Genomic DNA, 20,442 nt, shown 5'->3' with positions numbered 1-20,442 from the left:
CGTAGTTTCGCTCGTTTTGCGTCTTCTGGACTTGGCTACTCCACCCGGTGTGTCCCAGCCGCGCAAAGCTGTGCGCACAGAGTCACTTCCTCACACCTCGGCGGGGGCAGGGCGGGGGTTTCTGACTCGTTTAGCTACACTCCAGCTCGACTTCGTCCGTCGAGTGTAGCTAAAAGTGCCCAAAATAGTGATGCAGATCACTAAATAGGGGTGATTTAGGGTCGTTTAGCTACACTCCAGAGATTCGAGTGTAGCTAAACGCACTCCCAGCCCGAGGTGGCTGCGGCCTTCACGGTCACTCCCGCCCAATCGACGACTAACAGCGGCCCGTGTCCGGGGTCACTGTTAAGGTGAACGTATGCCCGTAAAAACGGGTGGTCAGTGCCACAAAAGTGCGTGCTGATCTGAGTTCTGCAAGGAGAGTTAAATGTCGTCAGTGCCCTCCATTCTGAGTGAGTCGCTCGAACAGGTCGATCCGGAAATCGCGCAGGTTCTGGATGACGAACTGCAACGTCAGCGAGACACACTCGAGATGATTGCTTCGGAAAACTTCGTTCCCAAAGCCGTTTTGCAGGCGCAGGGGTCGGTCCTTACAAACAAGTACGCGGAAGGGTACCCGGGGCGCCGTTACTACGGAGGGTGCGAACACGTAGACGTCGCAGAAAACCTCGCGATTGACCGCGTGAAAGAGCTCTTCGGTGCGAACTTCGCTAACGTGCAGCCTCACTCGGGTGCGCAGGCAAACGCGGCAGTGATGCACGCTTTGGCTCGTCCAGGAGACACACTCATGGGAATGAGCCTGGCGCACGGTGGCCACTTGACCCACGGTATGAAGATCAACTTCTCTGGTCGCCTTTACGACATCGCCGCCTACGGTGTGGACGAAGCGACCAACCGTTTGGACATGGACAAGGTGCGCAAGACCGCACTGGAAAGCAAGCCCAAAGTGATTGTGGCCGGGTGGTCGGCCTACCCTCGCCACCTCGACTTCGAAGCCTTCCGTGAAATCGCCGACGAAGTTGGCGCAAAACTATGGGTCGACATGGCGCACTTCGCAGGTCTTGTCGCCGCAGGACTCCACCCCAGCCCAGTGCCATACGCTGACGTGGTGTCCTCAACCGTTCACAAGACCCTCAGCGGTCCGCGTTCGGGTCTGATCCTGAGCCGTGACGAAGACATCGCTAAGAAGATCAACTCAGCTGTGTTCCCCGGTCAGCAGGGTGGTCCACTCATGCACGTGGTGGCTGCCAAGGCGATCGCGTTCAAGATCGCTCAGTCCGCCGAGTTCAAAGAAAAGCAAGAGCGTACTCTCCGCGGTGCAAAGATCCTGGCTGAACGCCTCCTCCAGGACGATGTCACTGAAGCAGGCGTCAGCGTCCTCACAGAAGGAACCGACGTCCACCTCGTGCTCGTTGACCTGCGGAACTCCGCACTCAACGGTCAGGAAGCAGAAGACCTGCTCCACTCGGTCGGAATCACGGTCAACCGCAACGCGGTTCCTTTCGACCCACGGCCACCTATGGTCACCTCGGGCCTGCGCGTGGGAACCCCGGCGCTTGCTTCCCGTGGCTTTGGTGACGAAGAATTCACCGAGGTTGCCGACATCATGGCCCAGGTCCTCAAGCCCGGCTGCGACCTGGACGAACAGCGCCAGCGCGTTGCTCGCCTGACCCAAGCATTCCCGCTTTATGAAGGACTGAAACAGTACTGATGGCTCAGATTCTCGACGGAAAAGCGACCGCAAAAGCGCTCAAACAGGAATTCGCTGAGCGCGTTGCACGGCTAAAAGAACACGGAGTGACGCCTGGCTTGGGTACCTTGCTGGTAGGCGAGGACCCCGGCTCGCAGTGGTACGTGGCGGGTAAGCACCGCGACTGTGCTGAAGTCGGCATCGAGTCGATTCGTGAAGATCTCCCGGAAACCGCGACCCAGCAGGAAATCGAAGACGCAGTTCAGCGGCTTAACGACAACCCTGCATGCACCGGGTTCATCGTGCAGCTACCACTGCCCAAAGGAATCGACACCAACCGGGTTTTGGAACTGATCGACCCTGACAAGGACGCCGACGGCCTGCACCCCATGAACTTGGGCCGCCTGGTTTTGCGGGTGAGCGAAGACGTTGAGTCGTCCTTGCCGTGTACGCCGGTAGGAATCGTTGAGCTTCTGGAACGCCACGGTGTTGACCTCAACGGTAAACACGTCGTGGTGCTGGGACGCGGAGTGACCGTTGGGCGCCCCATCGGGTTGATCCTGACCCGTCGCGCCGTGAACGCCACGGTGACGCTCACGCACACCGGAACCAAGAACCTCAAGGAACTGCTCCAACAAGCCGATGTCGTTGTCGCCGCCGCCGGTGTCAAAGACATCGTGGATGGCGACTCGGTCAAGGACGGCGTGGTGCTCGTCGACGTAGGAGTTTCGCGCGAAACCGACCCCGAAACCGGTAAGTCCCGGGTCGTGGGTGACGTTTCCGAAGAGGCGCGCGCTAAGTCATCGTTCCACTCGCCCAACCCTGGCGGAGTAGGGCCCATGACGCGCGTTGAACTGTTGCGTAACGTCATTGAGAGCGCTGAACGGTCACTTGCGTAGTGGGCTGGCCAGGGTGTGCCCGAGGTGGTTCACCCCGAGCGGTCTAGCTGGCTAGGTTCGCGCGCACAAACACAAAGCGAGGGGATGTGAAATCCCCTCGCTTTTGCGTTTGCCGTCTGTGGCAGGTTCGCGTGTCTGCGGTTTACTGCAGGGCAAGCGTGAGCTTGAACAGAATGCGTGGTTTGTCTTTGCCTGCGTAGTTGTCCATGAGCACGCTTTCGAACCCGATCGACGAGTGGAAAGCTACGGCTGCTGAGTTCTCAGGCATGGTCGTTGCCTGAACCTCGGTCTTACCCTTGTCGCGCGCCAACTCGATGAACGAGTCATAGAGCTTGCGACCGATTCCCTGGTGGCGGAAATCGTCGCGGGCAGCAACGAGGTGGATATAAGCGGGACCGTCCAGGGGAATAACACCCAGAAGGTACCCAACGATTTCGTTCTTGAAGCGAGCAACCAGACCGGACGCAGCCAACTGGCGGAACCAGTACGGGTCGTGATCTTGGCTCAGGTCGCGTTCGCCCCAGAACTTCTGTTGTTCGTCGACCAAGAAGGTGCGGAGGTCGTCCGCGTCGACTTCGTCGAGTGGGCTTACGGCTAGACGTTCAATGTCGAATTCCGGTGTTGCCATGAGTCGTCTCCTTGTCATCTCAGGAATTCTAACTCTACCCAATTTTCATGACCGGGACGTTAGCCGAGTCACTCGTAAGACAGTTTTGCGTGAAAAGATGAACACATGATTACAGTCGCTAGCGTAAATGTGAATGGAATCCGCGCAGCTATGCGGAAAGGAATGGAGCCCTGGTTTAACCATCACACGCCACAGATTCTGACACTGCAAGAAGTCAGAGCAGCAAATGACATCGCGTACAGCGTCATGGAGCCATTCGGTGGGAACGCTTACAGCGCCGATGCGGAAGCAAAAGGACGGGCAGGCGTCGCGATTGTCTCTCAGACCCCAGCACGTGAAGTGCGCATCGGAATCGGTGATGAGTACTTTGAAGGTTCTGGTCGTTGGATCGAATGCGACTATGACCTAGCTGACGGTTCCACGTTGACCGTAGTGTCCGCCTACGTCCACTCAGGTGAAGCTGGAACACCTAAACAAGACGACAAGTACCGGTTCTTAGACCGCATGAAAGAACGCCTGCCACAGCTTGCCGCAAGTGCCGACTACGCGATCGTCACCGGTGACCTGAACGTGGGCCACACGGAACTCGACATTAAGAACTGGAAAGCCAACCAGAAGAAGGCCGGGTTCCTCCCTGAAGAACGCGCGTACTTTGACGAATTCTTTGGCGACCTGGGCTGGGTTGACGTCCACCGCACGTTATCCGGTGAAATCCCAGGACCATATACATGGTGGTCAATGCGCGGCAAGGCCTTCGACAACGACGCGGGATGGCGGATCGACTACCACATGGCCACGCCCAATCTTGCTAAATTGGCGTCGAACGCACGCGTTCACCGGGCCGCTTCATGGGGTGAGCGGTGGAGTGACCACGCGCCACTCGTCATTGATTACGACCTGCCGGAACTGGTGGGAAACGAATAGCCCGTAGAACGAATAACCAACAGCTGTAGCTCAGGGCAAAAACAAGCGGGGGAACACGTGTGAAAACGTGTGCCCCCGCTTGTTTTCTCGCAACAGTGCGCTTAACAGCAGCGTGCTTTCGGGTTTCGGTCCTGTTCGTCTGTGAGGTCCCGCCAGAACTGGCGTTCTCCCATTGCACCCTCGCAGGTGCCGTGACGCTGTTTGTAGGACTCGAGGTAGTGCTTGTAAGCGTTTTCGCCCATCACTTCCTTGATGTACCAGTGAACAGCTTTCAACGGTTTGAGGACTGCCGAAATCCTACTCATGCGCTTCAACCTTCTGAGTCTGTTCCTTTTGGAACGCGTCCCACTGAGCCTGAACTTCGCGTTCTGCCTTCGTAGGAATAAGTCCCTTCGGAGCGAAGATCTTCGTGGGCACTGCTGGTTCTTCCGATGTAGTCACCTTACCGGTCGTAACGGCCTTGAAGCACTGGTAGAGCGCCATGAGAACCACCATGAGCACCAGAACAGCGAAGACCACCGACAAGGTTCCCTGGATGAACGTGTTGCGAACAACCGCGCGCATCGCTTCTTCACCCTGAATGTTGCCCATCGAGGTTTCTCCAGCGGCCAGCTTGTCGCGAACCGCGAAGTGCTGTGCCCAGTAACCAAGCTTGGGGTTAGGCGAGAAGATCTTCTGGGCAGACGCGGTCATTGTCACCGCCAGGTCCCATGCGAGTGGGATACCTGGGATCCACGCATACTTCGCGTATCCAGACTTGACCACGATCGCGAGCACAACTGACAGGGCAACCGCTGCAAGAAGCTGGTTAGAGATTCCGAACAGCGGGAACAACGTGTTGATTCCACCCAGCGGGTCAGTCACACCGATGACCAGGATTGAACCCCAGCCGGCAACCATAATGAAAGTGGTGAGCCATGCACCGACATTCCATGACGGGTCACGGAACTTAGGCATGAAGTTACCCAGCAGGTCGGACAGCATGAAGCGAGCAACGCGAGTACCGGCATCAATCGTGGTCAGAATGAACAGTGCTTCGAACATCACCGCGAAGTGGTACCAAAAACTCATCCAGGCTGGCCCACCGAACACGGAGTGCAGAATGTGCGCCATACCCATAGCCAAAGTAGGAGCGCCACCGGTACGAGACACGATGGAGGACTCCCCGACGTCATGCGCGGCTTGTTCAAGCTTCTCCGGAGTCACGTCAATGCCGGGCATTCCCAGTTTGTTCGTAATGAAGTCTGCCGCTCCCTGAGGTGTTCCACCGGTGAGTGGTTCAGCCGCGTTCATGGCGAAGTAGATTCCCTTGTCCAAGCTGACAGCCGCGACAAGCGCCATGATGGCAACGAACGACTCCATGAGCATGCCACCGTAACCAATAAGGCGGGCCTGCGATTCCTTCTCAAGAAGCTTAGGAGTGGTTCCAGATGAAATCAGTGCGTGGAACCCAGACAGCGCACCACACGCAATCGTGATGAAAAGGAATGGGAACAGGGTACCTGCGAACGCGGGGCCCTGGTCGTTAGAAGCGAACGGCGTGATGGCAGGCATCTGAACTTCTGGGTTCACCAGAATGATTCCCACTGCCAGCAGCGCGATGGTACCGATCTTCATGAACGTCGACAGGTAGTCACGGGGTGCCAGGAGCATCCACACTGGAAGAACTGCAGCAATGAACCCGTAGATCATGAGGCCCCATGCCAGCTGCACCTTGCTGAGGTGGAAGACCTCTGACCATACGGGGTCGTTGTGAACCCATCCACCTACAACAATCGCAAGGATGAGCAAGGTAATGCCGATTACCGATGTCTCCACGATGGCACCTGGGCGCAGGTAACGCATGTAGAAGCCCATGAGGAACGCGATCGGGATGGTCATGGCAATTGAGAAGACACCCCATGGCGATTCAGCGAGTGCGTTAATGATGACGACACCCAGAACCGCAATCAGAATGGTCATGATGAGGATGATTCCGATGGAGGTGATAATGCCTCCGACGTTGCCGAGCTCGTCACGCGCCATCTGGCCCAGTGAGCGACCGTTACGGCGGGTCGAGAAGTAGAGGACCATGTAGTCCTGAACCGCTCCGGCAACAATCACACCCAGAACAATCCACAACGTTCCGGGAAGGTATCCCATCTGCGCGGCAAGAATGGGTCCAACAAGAGGTCCGGCACCGGAAATCGCCGCGAAGTGGTGCCCAAAGAGAACACGACGGTCGGTAGGAGTGAAGTCCCTACCGTTATCGTTGAGCTCAGCGGGTGTGGCGCGCTTAGGGTCAGGGCGGCACACTTTCCATTCGATGAACTTGGCGTAGAACCTAAAAGCAATAAGGTAGGAGCCCACTGCCGCGGCGACGAACCAGCTAGCACTGAGCTGTTCACCGCGAACGATCGCGATCATTGTCCATCCGAGACCAGCGATAAGGGCAATGGCTACCCATAAGACGATTTTGCCCGGCGTCCACCGGGGCTTCTCTTCCACTGCAACTGGTGGGAGGGCTTCATCGGTCTTAACGTACTCAACCGACATGTGAGCTCCTTTTCGGGCTGGTTCGTCGCAAGCGACGAAGGTCGTAAATTAACATCCACACGAAGTGTGTTTGAGGCCACTCCATCTTTGGAGGTAATTAGCATAATACTTTGATGTGACTCTGAACACGTAGGATCAACGCGTGTTTTGCTAACTGAGACGGTTCCGTTGTTCTGAAGTGGCAGAATGGTGAGCATGAGTCAATCAGCTGTCACCCGCCCTCGTTCACTCTCAGGTGTGCAAGCGACCTCGGGGTCCCTCCACCTCGGTAACTACATTGGTGCCCTCCAGCAGTTCGTTGCGCAACAGGACACCCACGACGCCTTCTTCTTCATCGCAAACATGCACGCGATCACGGTGGAGCAGAACCCAGATGAACTTCGCGAGCGCACACTGCGCACGGCAGCCCAGTTCATCGCTGCGGGACTCGACCCTGAAAAGTCCACGATCTTTGTGCAGTCGCACGTGGACGCGCACACAAAGCTCAGCTGGATTCTGGAATGCACCACGTCGCTGGGTGAAGCACAGCGCATGACCCAGTTCAAAGACAAATCAGCGAAGAACGAACACGTGTCACTGGGGCTACTCACGTATCCCGCCCTCATGGCCGCTGACATCCTCCTGTACCAGGCCGACATCGTTCCCGTGGGGGAGGACCAGCGCCAGCACCTGGAGCTGACTCGCAACTTGGCAGAGCGCTTCAACAACCGGTACGGCGAAACGTTCAAAGTGCCTGAACCTGGAATCCTCAAGCAAACGGCAAAAATCTACGACCTCCAGGACCCGTCGGCAAAAATGTCGAAGTCGGGGAAGAACCCAGCTGGTCGCATCGACATCCTTGATGAGCCCAAGGTTCTTCAGAAGAAATTTAAGTCAGCTGTCACAGACACCGACACCGTAATTGCCTACGACCCAGAGAACAAGCCGGGAGTATCTAACCTACTCACCATCTACTCGTCGCTGTCAGGCCAGAGCATTGACAGCATCGTCGCTGAGTTCGAAGGAAAGATGTACGGCCACCTCAAGGTCGCGCTCGCCGACCTCGCGGTTGAAGCTCTCACCCCCGTACGCACCCGCACCAACGAGCTCCTGGAGGACCGAGCGGAACTCCAGCGGATTCTTCTCAACGGTGCTAACAAGGCGACCCAGATCGCAGACGCCACCGTCAAGAATGCGTACGACCGCGTCGGTTTCCTCTAAACTCCCCACCCCACCACCACAAAGGAGCACCACCAGGTGGCCAAGAAGTACAAACCCAACAACATCGCCCCAGAAGTCATCCACACAGCCGCTCGTGTGGAAGACAAAGTCCAAGACTGGCTCCGCAAACAAGCGAACAACCGCGGATGGAAACGCACAGTTATCGCGTATGACTCCTACGGAACGGAAACCTTCATTAGGGTTTTGGCCCGCACGGTTTTGACCAAGACCGGCCAACCGGCAGCAGACGTCCACGCGAGTATTCGAGGGTTCAGATCGTTTGGGTCCATCCCGCTCAACGAGGCGACAGCGTGGGTGAGGGTGAACGGCCAGGAACACATGGTGTCCTCCGACCGAGGTGGCATTATCGACGCGGTCATTCCCGGCGACTTTGAGCCGGGGAAAGTGGAGTTGGAGATCTGGACCCAGGGTTCGCTTGTAGACACAGCAACCGCGCACGTGGTAGCAGACGAGGAGAAGTTCGGCATCATCTCCGACATCGACGACACGGTCATGGTGACCGCGTTGCCTCGCCCGTTCTTGGCCGCGTGGAACACGTTCGTGCTCGATGAACACGCGCGCTCGCCAGTGGCCGGGATGTCGGTTCTGTACGACCGCCTCACATACCTGCGTCCGCACGCCCCCATCATCTACTTGTCTACGGGTGCGTGGAATGTGGCTCTGACGCTCAAGCGTTTCTTGTCCAGGAACCTCTACCCGGACGGGCCGTTCTTGCTCACAGACTGGGGGCCCACGGCCACGCGCGCGTTCCGTTCGGGCCAGGAACACAAGCGCATCCAGTTGGAGCGGCTGGCCCGGGAGTTCCCCAACATCAAGTGGCTGTTGATCGGTGACGACGGCCGGCACGACGAGGAACTTTACGGCGAGTTCGTCGAAAACCACCCCAACAACGTGGTCGCAGTATGCATTCGTCAGCTCACGGTTGGTGAAGCGGTGTGGGCCGGTGGGCGTTCAAAGAACTCCGGGCGCGGCCAAGGTGTTCCGTGGATCTACGCCCCAGACGGAGCGGGCCTCATGGAGAAAATGAACGACCGCGGAATCATCGTCTAAACGCAGCAACCTTCACCCGGTTTAGCCCTCTACATCCACCCCAAAACGCTGGGCATCCGCGAACGTGTCGATGTCCGCGGTCGTCGCCTGCTCAAGGTGAACGGGAACCCACTCACAGCGGTCGTAAAGGGTACGAGCGGGCTGGTGGGCGACCTCGGCGGCGGATGTCACTTCAGCCAGCGCCCGGGTGCGCCACACGGCCGTCAGGTACTGCGCCCGCCCGGCGGGATCAACGGCCACCGCACAATCCGGCACAGCGCAATCCGACTCACCTACCGCGTCGACGAGCGCGCGAACGGTGGGCGCGTCGATGAGGGGGAGGTCGGCGGCAAGAACGGCCACAAACTCAGTGGTCACATGCTCCACCCCGGCGGCAATCGCCGCGGCAGGGCCAGAAAAGGGCGGGTCTTCGCGTAGGTGGGTGACATGCCCGAGCTCGTCCAACCCTTCCGTGTCACCCACCACGACTACGGCGCAGTGCGGGGAGACATCACGGACGGCGGTGAGAGCACGTTTAATGAGCGGTACACCACCCACGGTGAGTGCGGTCTTGGTGATACCGCCCAGGCGCGTGGCCTTGCCTCCGGACACCAGAAGCGCAGTGAGCGAAAGGTGATCAGTGCGTGAGCCTTGACTCACGTGCTGGAACCTTCCTGATCCTCGCGCTTCCATTCGCCTGTGCGGGAGCGGTTGCGGCGCGAACGGTACATGAGAACACCGCCCACAACAGCAAAGATGGCCACTGGTAGCCCAAGTGCGAGCCCTACGTTGTTAGGGATTGCGAATCCGGCGGCTTGGGACTCACCGGCCCCTTCGCCTGGCTCACCTTGCCTGCCAGCCTCTCCGGCCGAATCGCTCCCAGCCGCGCCACCTGCGCCCCCAACAGACGCAACAGGCGAAGGCGTGCTCAGATCCTCGAACGCCACGGTGCGCGTGACCTGCGGGTGCTCTTGGTTAAACGCCCAGTTGAGGAGGTCAGCGGTCGCCTGCCGGCTCTGCGTTTGCGCGCGCAGAACCACCGCAGCGTACGTGGTGTCGCCTCGAGTGGCAGCCCCCACGAACGAGCCACGGGCTTCTTGCGTGTACCCGTTCTTCAAGCCAATAGCACCGTCAACCAGCCCAATTAGGCGCGTGTGATTCTGGATCTGGTACCCCTTGACCTTCTCCTTCTTGTCGTGGTCATAACCACCGGGGAAGTCCAGGGTCTGGGTCTTGACGATTGTCATGAGGTACTTGTTCTTGGCAAACTCGTGGGCGAGCTTCAGTAGATCATCCACCGTGGTTCCCTGTCCGGGCGCATCCAGACCGCTTGTAGTGCCCACAGTGGTCGAGTCCATCCCCAACTGCGTGGCTTTGCGATGCATGAGTTCCAGAGCCTTGTCTTGCCCGCCCACGGCTTCGCCCAACGCGTGCGCGGCGTCGTTGCCGCTGGCCATAAGCATTGAGTGGAACAGCAGATCGATCGAATATTCGTTATCGCGCAATAACCCCACGCGGGTGCCGTCGACGTTTGTGGTCTCTTCCGTGATGCGCTGCTTTTTCTTAACGTCAGGGAGTTCGTCGACCAGGGCCAGCGCCGTGAGGAGTTTCTGCACTGACGCAGGCGAAGCGACCACGTCCTCGCCGTGGGACACCAGGACTTCGCCGGTGTCCAGATTGGCTACGAGCCACGCGTCGGCCACCGGGGTGGGTGGGGGAGTGCCGTCACCTATGTTTTCCGGGCTGGTATATGTGGCCGAGGTGGGTTCCGCCGGTTGCGCCACAACCGTGTGCGCGCTCGCCGACTGTGAGCCCGCAACGTCCGCAGCCCCCACACCCGAAAAGGTTGCGAGGGCAACAGTGGCCGCCGCTAAAAAGCGACGGCCACATGTCAGGGGGTATAAAGCCACGTTAGAACGCGCGGGTGAGCAACGCCTGCTTAACTTCGGAAATTGCCTTGGTGACTTCAATTCCACGCGGGCAAGCTTCCGTGCAGTTGAAGGTGGTGCGGCAACGCCACACACCTTCCTTGTCGTTGAGAACCTCGAGGCGCATGTCGCCACCTTCGTCACGTGAGTCGAAGATGAAGCGGTGTGCGTTCACAATTGCAGCCGGTCCAAAGTACTGGCCATCGGTCCAGAACACTGGGCAGGACGACGTACACGAAGCACACAGGATGCACTTGGTGGTGTCGTCGAAGATGGCGCGGTCTTCAGGCGACTGCAGGCGTTCGCGAGTAGGTTCGTGACCAGAAGTGATCAAGAACGGCATGATTTCGCGGTAGGACTGAAAGAACGGTTCCATGTCCACGATGAGGTCTTTTTCAAGAGGCAGGCCCTTGATCGCTTCCACCGTGATGGGCTTGTTGGTGTCCAGGTCCTTCAGCAGGGTCTTACATGCCAGGCGGTTACGCCCGTTAATTCGCATTGCGTCCGATCCACAGACACCGTGCGCACATGAACGGCGGAACGACAGGCTACCGTCGATCTCCCACTTGATCTTGTGCAGAGCGTCCAAGATACGGTCCGTGCCGTACATGGTGACTTTGTAGTCTTCCCAGTGTGGCTCGGAGTCAGCTTCGGGGTCGAAGCGTGCAATACGGATTGTGCAATCGAACGATGGGATTTCTCCGCCACCGCCACCCAGGTGATCTGGAAGATCAACCTTGGACGCTGGCTCAGCTGTCTTTACTTCTTTTTCACTCATCAGTACTTACGCTCCATAGGCTGGTACCGCGTTACGACAACGGGCTTCGTTTCCAAACGCATTCCTGCAACACCTTCAGCGGTTGCTGACTCGTCCAGGTAGGTCATGGTGTGGTGCATGAAGTTTTCGTCGTCACGCTTCGGGAAGTCTTCGCGGAAGTGTCCGCCACGCGATTCCTTACGGTGCAGAGCGGCAACCGTAACCACCTCGGCGATTTCAAGAAGGAAGCCCAACTCGACTGCTTCGAGGAGATCCAGGTTGTAACGCTTACCGCGGTCGTGGATGCCCACGTTCTTGTAGCGTTCACGCAAAGCGGCGATGTCCTTAAGCGCCGTGCGCAGAGTTTCTTCAGTACGGAACACCTGTACGTGGGTGTCCATGGTTTCCTGAAGGTCCTTACGGATCGCACCAATTAGTTCTGAACCATTGGAACGACGCATGGTTTCGATCATGTCGACCGTGCGGTCAGCAGCGCCGTCAGGCAGTTCAGGAAGCGTTGCGGTCTTGGAGTATTCCGCAGCCGCGATTCCCGCACGCTTACCGAACACGTTGATGTCCAGAAGCGAGTTGGTTCCCAGGCGGTTTGAACCGTGGACCGAAACACATGCACATTCACCGGCAGCGTAGAGGCCAGGAACGACCGTGTCGTTGTCGGAAAGAACCTGGGATTCAACGTTGGTGGGGATACCACCCATTGCGTAGTGAGCCGTTGGGAACACTGGAACAGGTTCCGTGTAAGGCTCAACGCCCAGGTAGGTGCGGGCGAATTCGGTAATGTCTGGAAGTTTCGCATCGATGTGTGCTGGTTCCAGGTGGGTGAGGTCCAGAAGAACGTAGTCCTTGTTTGGTCCACAACCGCGACCCTCGCGCACCTCGTTAGCCATGGAACGAGCCACGATGTCACGTGGAGCCAAGTCCTTAATGGTGGGTGCATAGCGCTCCATAAAGCGCTCACCCTCGGAGTTACGCAGAACTGCACCTTCACCTCGGGCAGCCTCAGACAGGAGGATTCCCAAGCCAGCCAAGCCGGTTGGGTGGAACTGGAAGAACTCCATGTCTTCAAGCGGAAGCCCGTTGCGGTAGGTCACAGCAACACCGTCACCGGTGAGCGTGTGCGCATTCGAGGTGGTCTTAAAGACCTTTCCGAAACCACCGGTTGCGAACACAACTGCCTTCGAGCGGAACACGTGGATTTCGCCGGTTGCCAGTTCGTACGCAACGACACCAGCCGGACGGCGCTGGCCATCCACCTCGGTCATTACCAGGTCAAGAACGTAGAACTCGTTGTAGAACTCAACACCGTGCTTGACACAGTTTTGGTAGAGGGTCTGAAGAATCATGTGACCGGTACGGTCAGCTGCGTAGCAAGCGCGACGCACAGGCGACTTACCGTGGTCGCGGGTGTGTCCACCGAAACGACGCTGGTCAATCTTGCCTTCAGGCGTACGGTTGAACGGCAGACCCATCTTTTCCAGGTCAAGAACCGCGTCGATGGCTTCCTTCGCCATGACTTCGGCTGCGTCCTGGTCTACCAGGTAGTCGCCACCCTTAATGGTGTCGAACGTGTGCCATTCCCAGTTGTCTTCTTCAACGTTGGCAAGTGCTGCACACATACCACCCTGAGCTGCACCGGTGTGCGAACGGGTTGGGTACAGCTTGGTGAGAACAGCTGTGCGTGCGCGCTGTCCGGATTCGATCGCTGCGCGCATGCCGGCGCCACCTGCGCCGACGATGACAACGTCGTACTCATGTACCTGCATAGATACTCAATTCTCCTTTAAACGACTGTCACTAAGCGGTGCAGAATTTGGGCAGAAGTTCGGCAGCAGTGTCCACTGGGCATGGGTCGAAGGTGAAGATCACCATGGTTCCCAAGACCACAACGATGGCTGAAGCGATGTACAGAACCAGCTGCAGGACAACGTTGGTTGCTGGCTTTTCTGCGTAGTCGTTGATGATGGTGCGCAGACCGTTGGTTCCGTGGAGCATGGCCAGCCACAGCATAGCCAGGTCCCAGATCTGCCAGAAGGGGTTAGCCCACTTACCGGCGACGAAACCGAAGTCGAGTCCCTGCACACCTTCGCCCTGCCATAAGTTGACGAACAGGTGACCAAAAATCAGGAACACAAGAAGCAGACCCGAAATGCGCATGAACAGCCACGCGGCAAGTTCGAACTTAGAACGGGTGTTCTTGTGGCGCTTGTATTCGCTACGAGGAGCGGGAATTGAAGTTGCCGTCACTATTCTCAACCTCCGAACGTGTGCATGAGGTGGCGGGGCAAGAACGCGATCATAACGATGAGCCACAGGATCATGACGGCCCAGAACATCTTGCGCTGGTTCTTGGGTCCACCCTTCCAGAAGTCAACAAGAATCACGCGCACACCGTTGAATGCGTGGAAAACGATCGCTGCAACCAAGCCGATTTCGGCCATTGCCATGATGGGGGTCTTATACGTTCCGATGACAGCGTCGTAGGCTGCGGGCGATACGCGTACAAGGGCTGTGTCAAGCACGTGGACCAGCAGGAAGAAGAAAATACCGACACCTGTGACGCGGTGAGCGACCCAGGACCACATTCCTTCGTGTCCGCGGTACAGCGTGCCCGTTGAGGCTTTAGCCACGGGGCATCCTCCAGTTGAGACAGTTTTAATAACATGTAAAAGCTACGCCGGGGGCGTCGCTTTAGCCAATCGAGCGAACCAGTGTCCAATAAATCCCGCGAGCTAACGCGTTCTTTATGAGATTCGCAGACATTACACATAATAACGCCACATTTGCGTTGGGTATCTCTCGGGTTTCATTTCGTGCGCGTGTCTTGTGGAAGTGTGCCCGTGGTGCCCGCGACAATGAAGCAATGATTCCCAACTTTCATGCGGTGATCCCGGCCGGAGGTGCGGGGACCAGGTTGTGGCCCCTGTCCCGTCGCGACCGCCCAAAATTCTTGCACGACATCCTCGGAGTGGGCTCAACCCTGTTGCAGTCCACGTGGTCACGAACGGTCCCCTTGGTGGACCCGGACCACATGTGGGTGGTTACGGGACAGGCTCACGCTGAAGAGGTCTCGCACCAGCTCCCAGACTTACGGGACGATCGGTTAGTCAGGGAACCTTCACCTCGGGATTCTGCGGCAGCCATTGGGCTGGCCGCCGCGCTCATTCACCGCACTGACCCGGACGCGGTCATTGGCTCTTTTTCTGCAGACCACTCAATTACGAATGCGGAAGATTTCCGAACGGTCATCACGCAGGCTGTGGTGGCGGCGTCTGGTGGGGACATTGTCACGGTGGGGATTACGCCTACGTATGCGTCGACGGCGTACGGGTATATAGAGACCGGCGCGAACCTGGGGTTGCGGGCCGCACCCACGGCGAGGCGTGCGCTTAACTTTGTGGAGAAACCGGACGCGACCACGGCGCGGAAGTACACGTTTTCGGGGCGTTATCGGTGGAACGCGGGCATGTTCATTGCGCGCACTGACGCGATGTTGGAGTTGTTCGCACAGCACGCCCCTGATCTGTATGCGGGGTTGATGAAGATCGCCGAGGTGTGGGGCACCGACCGTCAAGATGCTGTCTTGGGTGAGGTGTGGCCGCAGCTGGAGAAGGTGGCGATCGACTATGTGATCGCGGAACCGGCTGCGCGTGCTGGGCGCGTTGTCGTTGTCCCTGGGGACTTCGGTTGGGATGACGTGGGCGACTTCGATGCGGTGGCCAAGCTTCGGCAGCCGGCGCCGGGGGAGCGGTGCGCGGTGAAGGTCATTGGTGATTCGCCGGTGATTTCGGAGGACTCGTCTGGAGTAGTGATCTCGACCGGCGACCGGCCCGTGGCACTTGTAGGGCTTGACGACGTAGTGGTCGTGGACACGGATGACGCGCTTCTTGTCACCAGCCGTAGCAGTGCGCAGAAGGTCAAGAACGTAGTTGCGCGGCTGGGCGACCGGGGGCTTACGCAGATTCTGTAGGTGTCTCGCGGGCACGTAGCCCGCGCCCACTTTCGTGTCATGCCGTGTCATGAACTGGCTCGGGTGGCGGTGAGCGACTACATTGTTGCCACACACGAATTGGGAATGAGGGCGCGTTGATTCAGACAGTTGTAAATGAGCTAGTGGATGAGCTCATTGAGTTTCGTCGTGATATCCACGCTCACCCCGAACTGTCGAACGCTGAACACCGCACAACTGAGAAGATCGCGCAACGCCTTAAAGACGCGGGCCTTGAGCCGGTGTTGTTCGAAGGCACAGGCTTGTACGTGGACGTGGGCGATGGTCCTATTGTGGGTGGTCTGCGCGCCGACACTGACGCACTTCCGCTGGACGATCTGACCCGGACTGAGTTCGCTTCAACCGTGCCGGGCGTGAGCCACTCGTGCGGTCACGACGTTCACCTCACAGCGGCGATGGGGGCAGCGCTCGCTCTGTCACGGATCCACGAAACCAAAGGTGGTTTAGGTGGAACGATCCGCTGTATTTTCCAGCCTGCTGAAGAAGTAACACCCGGTGGCGCTTTGCAAATCATTCAGCAGGGCGCGCTGACGGGCGTCCCGATGTGCTACGCCTTGCACTGTGATCCAAACGTAGACGTGGGCAAGGTGGGTTCACGAATCGGCCCCATCACGGCAGCCGGAGACACAGTGATTCTGCGACTGCGCGGTCACGGCGGTCACACGTCACGCCCACACCTGACAGAAGACTTGGTGTATGCGCTTGGTCGTTTGGCGGTGGATTTGCCGTCGACGCTTTCGCGCCTCATCGATCCACGTCACGCGTTTTCCTTGGTGTGGGGCGCGATCGAAGCTGGCCACGCCCCAAACGTAGTCCCCAACGAAGGTTTGCTCATGGGGACACTGCGGTGCCTGGACGTTGGCGGATGGAACAAGGTCGCGCAGGTGCTACCTGACTTGGTTGACCGGATTGCCGGCCCGTACGGCGTGGAAGTGGATTTGGAACACCGCCGAGGTGTCCCACCCGTGGTCAACACCGAAGAAGAAGTGACGTTGGCTGAGCACGCGATCAGGCAGGAGCTGGGGCCGGATTCCGTGGAGCTGACCCCACAGTCGATGGGTGGGGAAGACTTCGCGTGGTACCTCACCCGGGTACCCGGTGCGCTCATTCGTTTGGGTACGCGCACTCCTGGCGGGCACACGTATGACATTCACCAGGGCGACTTCCTGGTTGATGAACGCGCTGTGGGTATTGCGACGCGTGTGAACTGCGCGGTGGCGCTGGAGGCTTTGAACCGCGCGTGATCCGTTAGGCTGGAAGGGTGGATACTAACCTTTTTCCTACACCTGTTGGCGTTGATGACCGCGACCCTATCCTGGAGCTTCCAAAGGTTTCGTTGCACGACCACCTCGACGGTGGACTGCGTGCTTCAACCCTGATTGAACTGGCTGATGAGGCTGGTTTTGAGCTCCCTTCAGGTGATCCCAGTGATATTCGTGCGCGCATTCTGGGTGCGTCAAACTCTGGGAGCCTGGAGCGTTATCTGGAGTCGTTTGCGTGGACGGTTTCAGTGATGCAGACGGCTGACGCATTGACTCGTGTTGCACGCGAATGGGTGCTTGACCAGGCTGCTGACGGCGTGTTCTACGCAGAGGCCCGGTGGGCTCCGGAACAGCACGTGCAGGGTGACCTGGACATGGATGCGGCTGTCGAAGCTGTGCAAGCAGGGCTGAATGAAGGAACCGCACTTGTTGCTGAGGCCGGCAAGTTCATTCGCGTGGGGCAGATCCTCACGGCTATGCGACACGCGAAGAACTCGGTCGCAGTGGCTGAGCTGGCGTTGCGTCACCGTGACAACGGAGTTGTGGGCTTTGACCTCGCCGGGGCGGAAGCCGGCAACCCGCCAAGTGCGCACCTGACTGCGTGCGAAGCTCTGCACGCGGCGTGCTTCCCCATGACGATCCACGCGGGTGAAGGCGCAGGTGTCGACTCAATTTTTGAAGCAGTCCAGGTGTGCCACACCCAGCGGATCGGTCACGGTGTGCGCATCGTGGAAGATATGGACATCATTGACGGGCAAGGATCCTTGGGAGACCTGTCCTCGTGGATCCTGGACCGGCAGATTCCGCTGGAACTGTCACCCACCTCGAACATCCACACGGGTGCAGCGGACTCGATCGAAACCCACCCCATCACGGGACTGAAAGACCTGGGCTTTGCCGTGACGGTGAACCCGGATAACCGGCTCATGTCGGGTACGTCCGTGTCTAAGGAAATGCGTTTGCTCGTAGACCGCGCGGGCTGGGACCAGGCCGACCTCGAATGGGTCACGGTCAACGCCCTGAACGTGGCGTTCCTGCCACTGGACGTACGCGAACGTCTGCTCGACGAACTTGTGATCCCAGGGTTCGCCAGGATCGAGCTGTGACACAAACCAACTCGGTACCACCTCGGCCAACAACCTTGTGGATTGCCATAGGGGCACTGTGCATGGAGGCGCTTGCCCTGGTGGGCGCCGGCGTGTGGTCGATTGTGCTGGCGGTTTCTGCCAAGGAAGAGGCCACGTCGCTGGTGGCGCTGGGGGCAATGTTCGTGGTGTTCGGCGCGTTGATGGTGGGCGTGATGTTCGGGGTTTCCCGAGGTGTCCGCTGGGCTCGTCCTGCAAGTGTGGCGTGGCAGGTTCTGCAGTTGATCTCGGGGTTCGCGATTGTGGGGCAGGACCCGCGGATCGGCGGGCCAGCGATTGTTTTAGCGGCCGCGACGCTGGTGGGACTGTTCGCGCCACCCACTTTGACCTGGTATGAAGCTCGGTTGCTTGAACACGAAGCGCGCGAGGAAGAACGACTGAAGGGCGTTCAGCAAAAGGCGCTAAAGAAGAAACGGTGAGAGCGACCTCGGCCCGATTCCGCTAAGCGTGCGGTCCCACGGCCGAGGTGACTCGCGGGTGCCAACGATGCACGACCTCGGCACCCGCGAGACTGCGGAGCGTTACGCGACGCCTCCTGTCCATCCGAGGGTGGTGAGCCCTAACATGAGTGCGGCGCTCAGAGCTAGGAAGATCCCAACCTTGGGTGCGACCCAGCGGACCCACGTGAGGTACGGAACTCCTGCGGTTACGCAGGACCCCACGAGCCACGCGAGAACCGGTGACAGAAGGTTGGTGAATCCGTCGCCCAGCTGGAACGCCTGGAGTGCGATTTGGTGGTGCATGCCCAGTGCGGTTGCGATTGGGGCCACCAGCGGGATCAAGATCGCTGCTTTGGCCGCCGTGGACGGGATGATGAAATTGATGACCGCGAATAGGAGCACCATGAGCACGGCCGACCAGCCCAGCCCCACACCGTGAAGCGGACGCGTGATGGTGTACACGATTGTGTCGAGCACGTGGGCTTCTTGCAGGATGATCGAAATTGCGCCAGCCATCCCAATGATGACGGATACGAAAGCCATGCTTTGGAGACCGCGGACGATCGATTCGGCAAGTTGGTTCCACTTGAAACCGGCGACTTTTCCGATCACGATCGCCGACACGAGGTTGACCGCGAACATCGCATCGATGGTTCGTTTGGAGTCGATAAAGAGCGAATACGCGACGATCACGCCGAACTGAAAAAGGAACAGTGCGATGACCATGACTGATCGTGCGCGGAGTTTTTCAGCGGCGACGGTGCTGTCGTCGGTGTGATCGTAAGGGCGCCAACCGTGCTTCCACATGGGGGAGCGGGTGGGGTCTTGCTGGATCTTGCGAACGTAGAGGAGAACGAAGGCCAGCCCAACTAGCATGAAACCGTTCATGATAAGCAGGCGCACACCAAAGCCGGAGTAGGGTGGCAGGCCGATCATCATCTGCGTAATGGCCATGTGCTTTGGCCCGGTGCCAAACCCGATGAGCGCTGCGAACGTTGTGACGCTGACCGCGACGATGCCGTCGAGCCCCAGCTTCCGGGCAAACAAGACGCCGATGGGTACGATTGCGATCAACGCGTCGCTACCGGAGAATCCGCCCAGATAGACCATGAGGCAGAACAGTCCTGAAATCAGCAGGGGTGTGCTCTTGTCTTGGAGCCGGTAAACCGTTGCATTGAGCAGATTTTCGAACGCCTTGGACTCCAGGACCACGTGGACGTTGGCTCCCACCATGAGTACGGCGAAGGCGATGGGGGCCATTTTTACGGCACCACTCAGCAGGAGCATGAGCGCGTCGATTGGGTTGACCGGTGTTTGGTCGCTGAGGAAGGAGAACGAGTTGGGGTCGATGGTTCCGTCGGGACCCTTTTCGAACTGCCCGGCTGGGATGAGGTAACCGGCCACAACGACCACGCCCAAGATGATGAGCATGAGCCACAAGAGGTGGGGCATCTGGAACCGTTTAGCTGGTGTGTTTGCCGGGTCTGAGTGGTTGTCCCGGGTTTCCGTTGCGGGAGTGCGTAGGTTTTTAGGCGGGTCGATTGTTGCGGTTGAGCTGATGTCAGATTCGTTCAGCTGAGTGCTTTTGGGCATAGTGAAGCTCCTGTATGCGGGTTGGATAGGGATGAATCACCGCGGTGCATCGCTTCTCGTTGCGGCTGTACTCAGCCTGAATCTGAATGTGTCTGAGGTGGCAGGCTAGGCGTGCGGGTTATGAAGGCACGGCCCGTTTGGGCAGGGAAACCCCTTGGGGTGCTGGCCCAGTGCTCACCTGGTGTGAAGGGTTACTTAACTATTGGCGAGCTGGGGCCCTGTGTGCCTGCCGAAGCCGACGGAATTCGACAGCACCGCGCACATACACGGGCCGGCCCTGTCCAGTGGCTTGCGGGCAGCCACCACGTCGAGTTGAGGGAACTGGGGATCGTGTGTCTCTGCCACGAAGGTTCGCGGGAAAGCGAGG

The 20,442-nt window shown here is 58.6% G+C and carries 19 protein-coding genes; 9 read left to right on the top strand and 10 right to left on the bottom strand.

Going from position 1 to position 20,442, the window contains the following annotated elements; genetic code table 11:
* The first annotated feature begins 427 nt into the window (after positions 1-427).
* Together glyA and MHX53_RS03875 are read left to right on the top strand one after the other, a co-directional pair.
* Entirely contained in the window at positions 428-1,711 is a 1,284-nt protein-coding gene (gene glyA / locus MHX53_RS03880) for a serine hydroxymethyltransferase (RefSeq protein WP_239271352.1), read from the top strand.
* The gene (locus tag MHX53_RS03875; RefSeq protein WP_239271426.1) at positions 1,708-2,589 is read left to right on the top strand and encodes a bifunctional methylenetetrahydrofolate dehydrogenase/methenyltetrahydrofolate cyclohydrolase; all 882 of its coding nucleotides are present in this window, start codon (positions 1,708-1,710) and stop codon (positions 2,587-2,589) included. Before glyA ends, MHX53_RS03875 begins: the two co-directional genes overlap by 4 nt.
* A 142-nt stretch (positions 2,590-2,731) precedes the next feature.
* Here the strand turns inward: MHX53_RS03875 and MHX53_RS03870 are convergent, their stop codons facing one another.
* On the bottom strand, positions 2,732-3,217 hold the full coding sequence (locus MHX53_RS03870) for a GNAT family N-acetyltransferase (protein ID WP_239271351.1): 486 nt from the start codon (positions 3,215-3,217) through the stop codon (positions 2,732-2,734).
* Between the two features lie 105 nt (positions 3,218-3,322).
* Between MHX53_RS03870 and xth the strand changes: the two genes are divergently transcribed.
* Positions 3,323-4,141 (top strand): exodeoxyribonuclease III, encoded by an 819-nt coding sequence (gene xth, locus MHX53_RS03865; protein WP_239271350.1) that lies wholly within the window; start codon positions 3,323-3,325, stop codon positions 4,139-4,141.
* A gap of 101 nt (positions 4,142-4,242) precedes the next feature.
* Here xth and MHX53_RS03860 read toward each other — a convergent pair whose 3' ends face one another.
* Both MHX53_RS03860 and MHX53_RS03855 read right to left on the bottom strand, forming a co-directional pair.
* Positions 4,243-4,446, bottom strand: a complete 204-nt coding sequence (locus MHX53_RS03860; RefSeq protein ID WP_204515563.1) for a YbdD/YjiX family protein — start codon at positions 4,444-4,446, stop codon at positions 4,243-4,245.
* Positions 4,439-6,676, bottom strand: coding sequence for a carbon starvation CstA family protein (locus MHX53_RS03855; protein ID WP_239271349.1), 2,238 nt, complete (start codon positions 6,674-6,676; stop codon positions 4,439-4,441). Before MHX53_RS03855 ends, MHX53_RS03860 begins: the two co-directional genes overlap by 8 nt.
* Positions 6,677-6,862: 186 nt before the next feature.
* Between MHX53_RS03855 and trpS the strand changes: the two genes are divergently transcribed.
* Positions 6,863-7,876, top strand: a complete 1,014-nt coding sequence (trpS, locus tag MHX53_RS03850; RefSeq protein WP_239271348.1) for a tryptophan--tRNA ligase — start codon at positions 6,863-6,865, stop codon at positions 7,874-7,876.
* A 36-nt stretch (positions 7,877-7,912) separates the two neighbouring features.
* Positions 7,913-8,947 carry a phosphatase domain-containing protein gene (locus tag MHX53_RS03845; protein ID WP_239271347.1) on the top strand — a complete coding sequence of 345 codons (1,035 nt, stop codon included), beginning with the start codon at positions 7,913-7,915 and terminating at the stop codon, positions 8,945-8,947.
* Between the two features lie 21 nt (positions 8,948-8,968).
* On the opposite strand, the gene MHX53_RS03840 is transcribed toward MHX53_RS03845, so the two are convergent.
* The 6 genes from MHX53_RS03840 to sdhC are packed head-to-tail and all read right to left on the bottom strand — an operon-like array spanning position 8,969 to position 14,256.
* On the bottom strand, positions 8,969-9,586 hold the full coding sequence (locus MHX53_RS03840) for a molybdenum cofactor guanylyltransferase (RefSeq protein ID WP_239271346.1): 618 nt from the start codon (positions 9,584-9,586) through the stop codon (positions 8,969-8,971).
* Complete coding sequence (locus MHX53_RS03835; protein WP_239271345.1) at positions 9,583-10,836, bottom strand: serine hydrolase; 1,254 nt, start codon at positions 10,834-10,836, stop codon at positions 9,583-9,585. Before MHX53_RS03835 ends, MHX53_RS03840 begins: the two co-directional genes overlap by 4 nt.
* A 1-nt stretch (position 10,837) precedes the next feature.
* Positions 10,838-11,632: a succinate dehydrogenase iron-sulfur subunit gene (locus tag MHX53_RS03830; protein ID WP_102238594.1), complete on the bottom strand. Its 795-nt coding sequence runs from the start codon at positions 11,630-11,632 to the stop codon at positions 10,838-10,840.
* Complete coding sequence (gene sdhA / locus MHX53_RS03825) at positions 11,632-13,392, bottom strand: succinate dehydrogenase flavoprotein subunit (protein ID WP_239271344.1); 1,761 nt, start codon at positions 13,390-13,392, stop codon at positions 11,632-11,634. Before sdhA ends, MHX53_RS03830 begins: the two co-directional genes overlap by 1 nt.
* Before the next feature lie 31 nt (positions 13,393-13,423).
* Positions 13,424-13,873 (bottom strand): succinate dehydrogenase hydrophobic membrane anchor subunit, encoded by a 450-nt coding sequence (locus MHX53_RS03820; RefSeq protein ID WP_239271343.1) that lies wholly within the window; start codon positions 13,871-13,873, stop codon positions 13,424-13,426.
* Between the two features lie 5 nt (positions 13,874-13,878).
* Positions 13,879-14,256: a succinate dehydrogenase, cytochrome b556 subunit gene (sdhC, locus tag MHX53_RS03815; protein WP_102238597.1), complete on the bottom strand. Its 378-nt coding sequence runs from the start codon at positions 14,254-14,256 to the stop codon at positions 13,879-13,881.
* Positions 14,257-14,489: 233 nt separating this feature from the next.
* Here sdhC and MHX53_RS03810 point away from each other — a divergent pair, with 233 nt between their 5' ends.
* The 4 genes from MHX53_RS03810 (at position 14,490) to MHX53_RS03795 (ending at position 18,461) form a co-directional block, all read left to right on the top strand.
* Positions 14,490-15,596 (top strand): mannose-1-phosphate guanylyltransferase, encoded by a 1,107-nt coding sequence (locus MHX53_RS03810; RefSeq protein ID WP_239271342.1) that lies wholly within the window; start codon positions 14,490-14,492, stop codon positions 15,594-15,596.
* A 116-nt stretch (positions 15,597-15,712) separates the two neighbouring features.
* On the top strand, positions 15,713-16,879 hold the full coding sequence (locus MHX53_RS03805) for an amidohydrolase (protein WP_239271341.1): 1,167 nt from the start codon (positions 15,713-15,715) through the stop codon (positions 16,877-16,879).
* A 17-nt stretch (positions 16,880-16,896) separates the two neighbouring features.
* On the top strand, positions 16,897-18,003 hold the full coding sequence (locus tag MHX53_RS03800; protein WP_239271340.1) for an adenosine deaminase: 1,107 nt from the start codon (positions 16,897-16,899) through the stop codon (positions 18,001-18,003).
* Positions 18,000-18,461 carry a hypothetical protein gene (locus tag MHX53_RS03795; protein ID WP_239271339.1) on the top strand — a complete coding sequence of 154 codons (462 nt, stop codon included), beginning with the start codon at positions 18,000-18,002 and terminating at the stop codon, positions 18,459-18,461. The genes MHX53_RS03800 and MHX53_RS03795 overlap by 4 nt, the downstream gene beginning before the upstream one ends.
* 102 nt (positions 18,462-18,563) lie before the next feature.
* On the opposite strand, the gene MHX53_RS03790 is transcribed toward MHX53_RS03795, so the two are convergent.
* Positions 18,564-20,075: an AbgT family transporter gene (locus tag MHX53_RS03790; RefSeq protein ID WP_239271338.1), complete on the bottom strand. Its 1,512-nt coding sequence runs from the start codon at positions 20,073-20,075 to the stop codon at positions 18,564-18,566.
* Positions 20,076-20,442 lie beyond the last annotated feature (367 nt).

The organism is Brevibacterium sp. ACRRH (genome assembly GCF_022346365.1).
GTDB classification, from domain to species: Bacteria; Actinomycetota; Actinomycetes; order Actinomycetales; family Brevibacteriaceae; genus Brevibacterium; species Brevibacterium paucivorans.
Note: the sequence above shows the minus strand (reverse complement) of the source record. Positions and strands in the feature narration are given on the sequence as shown.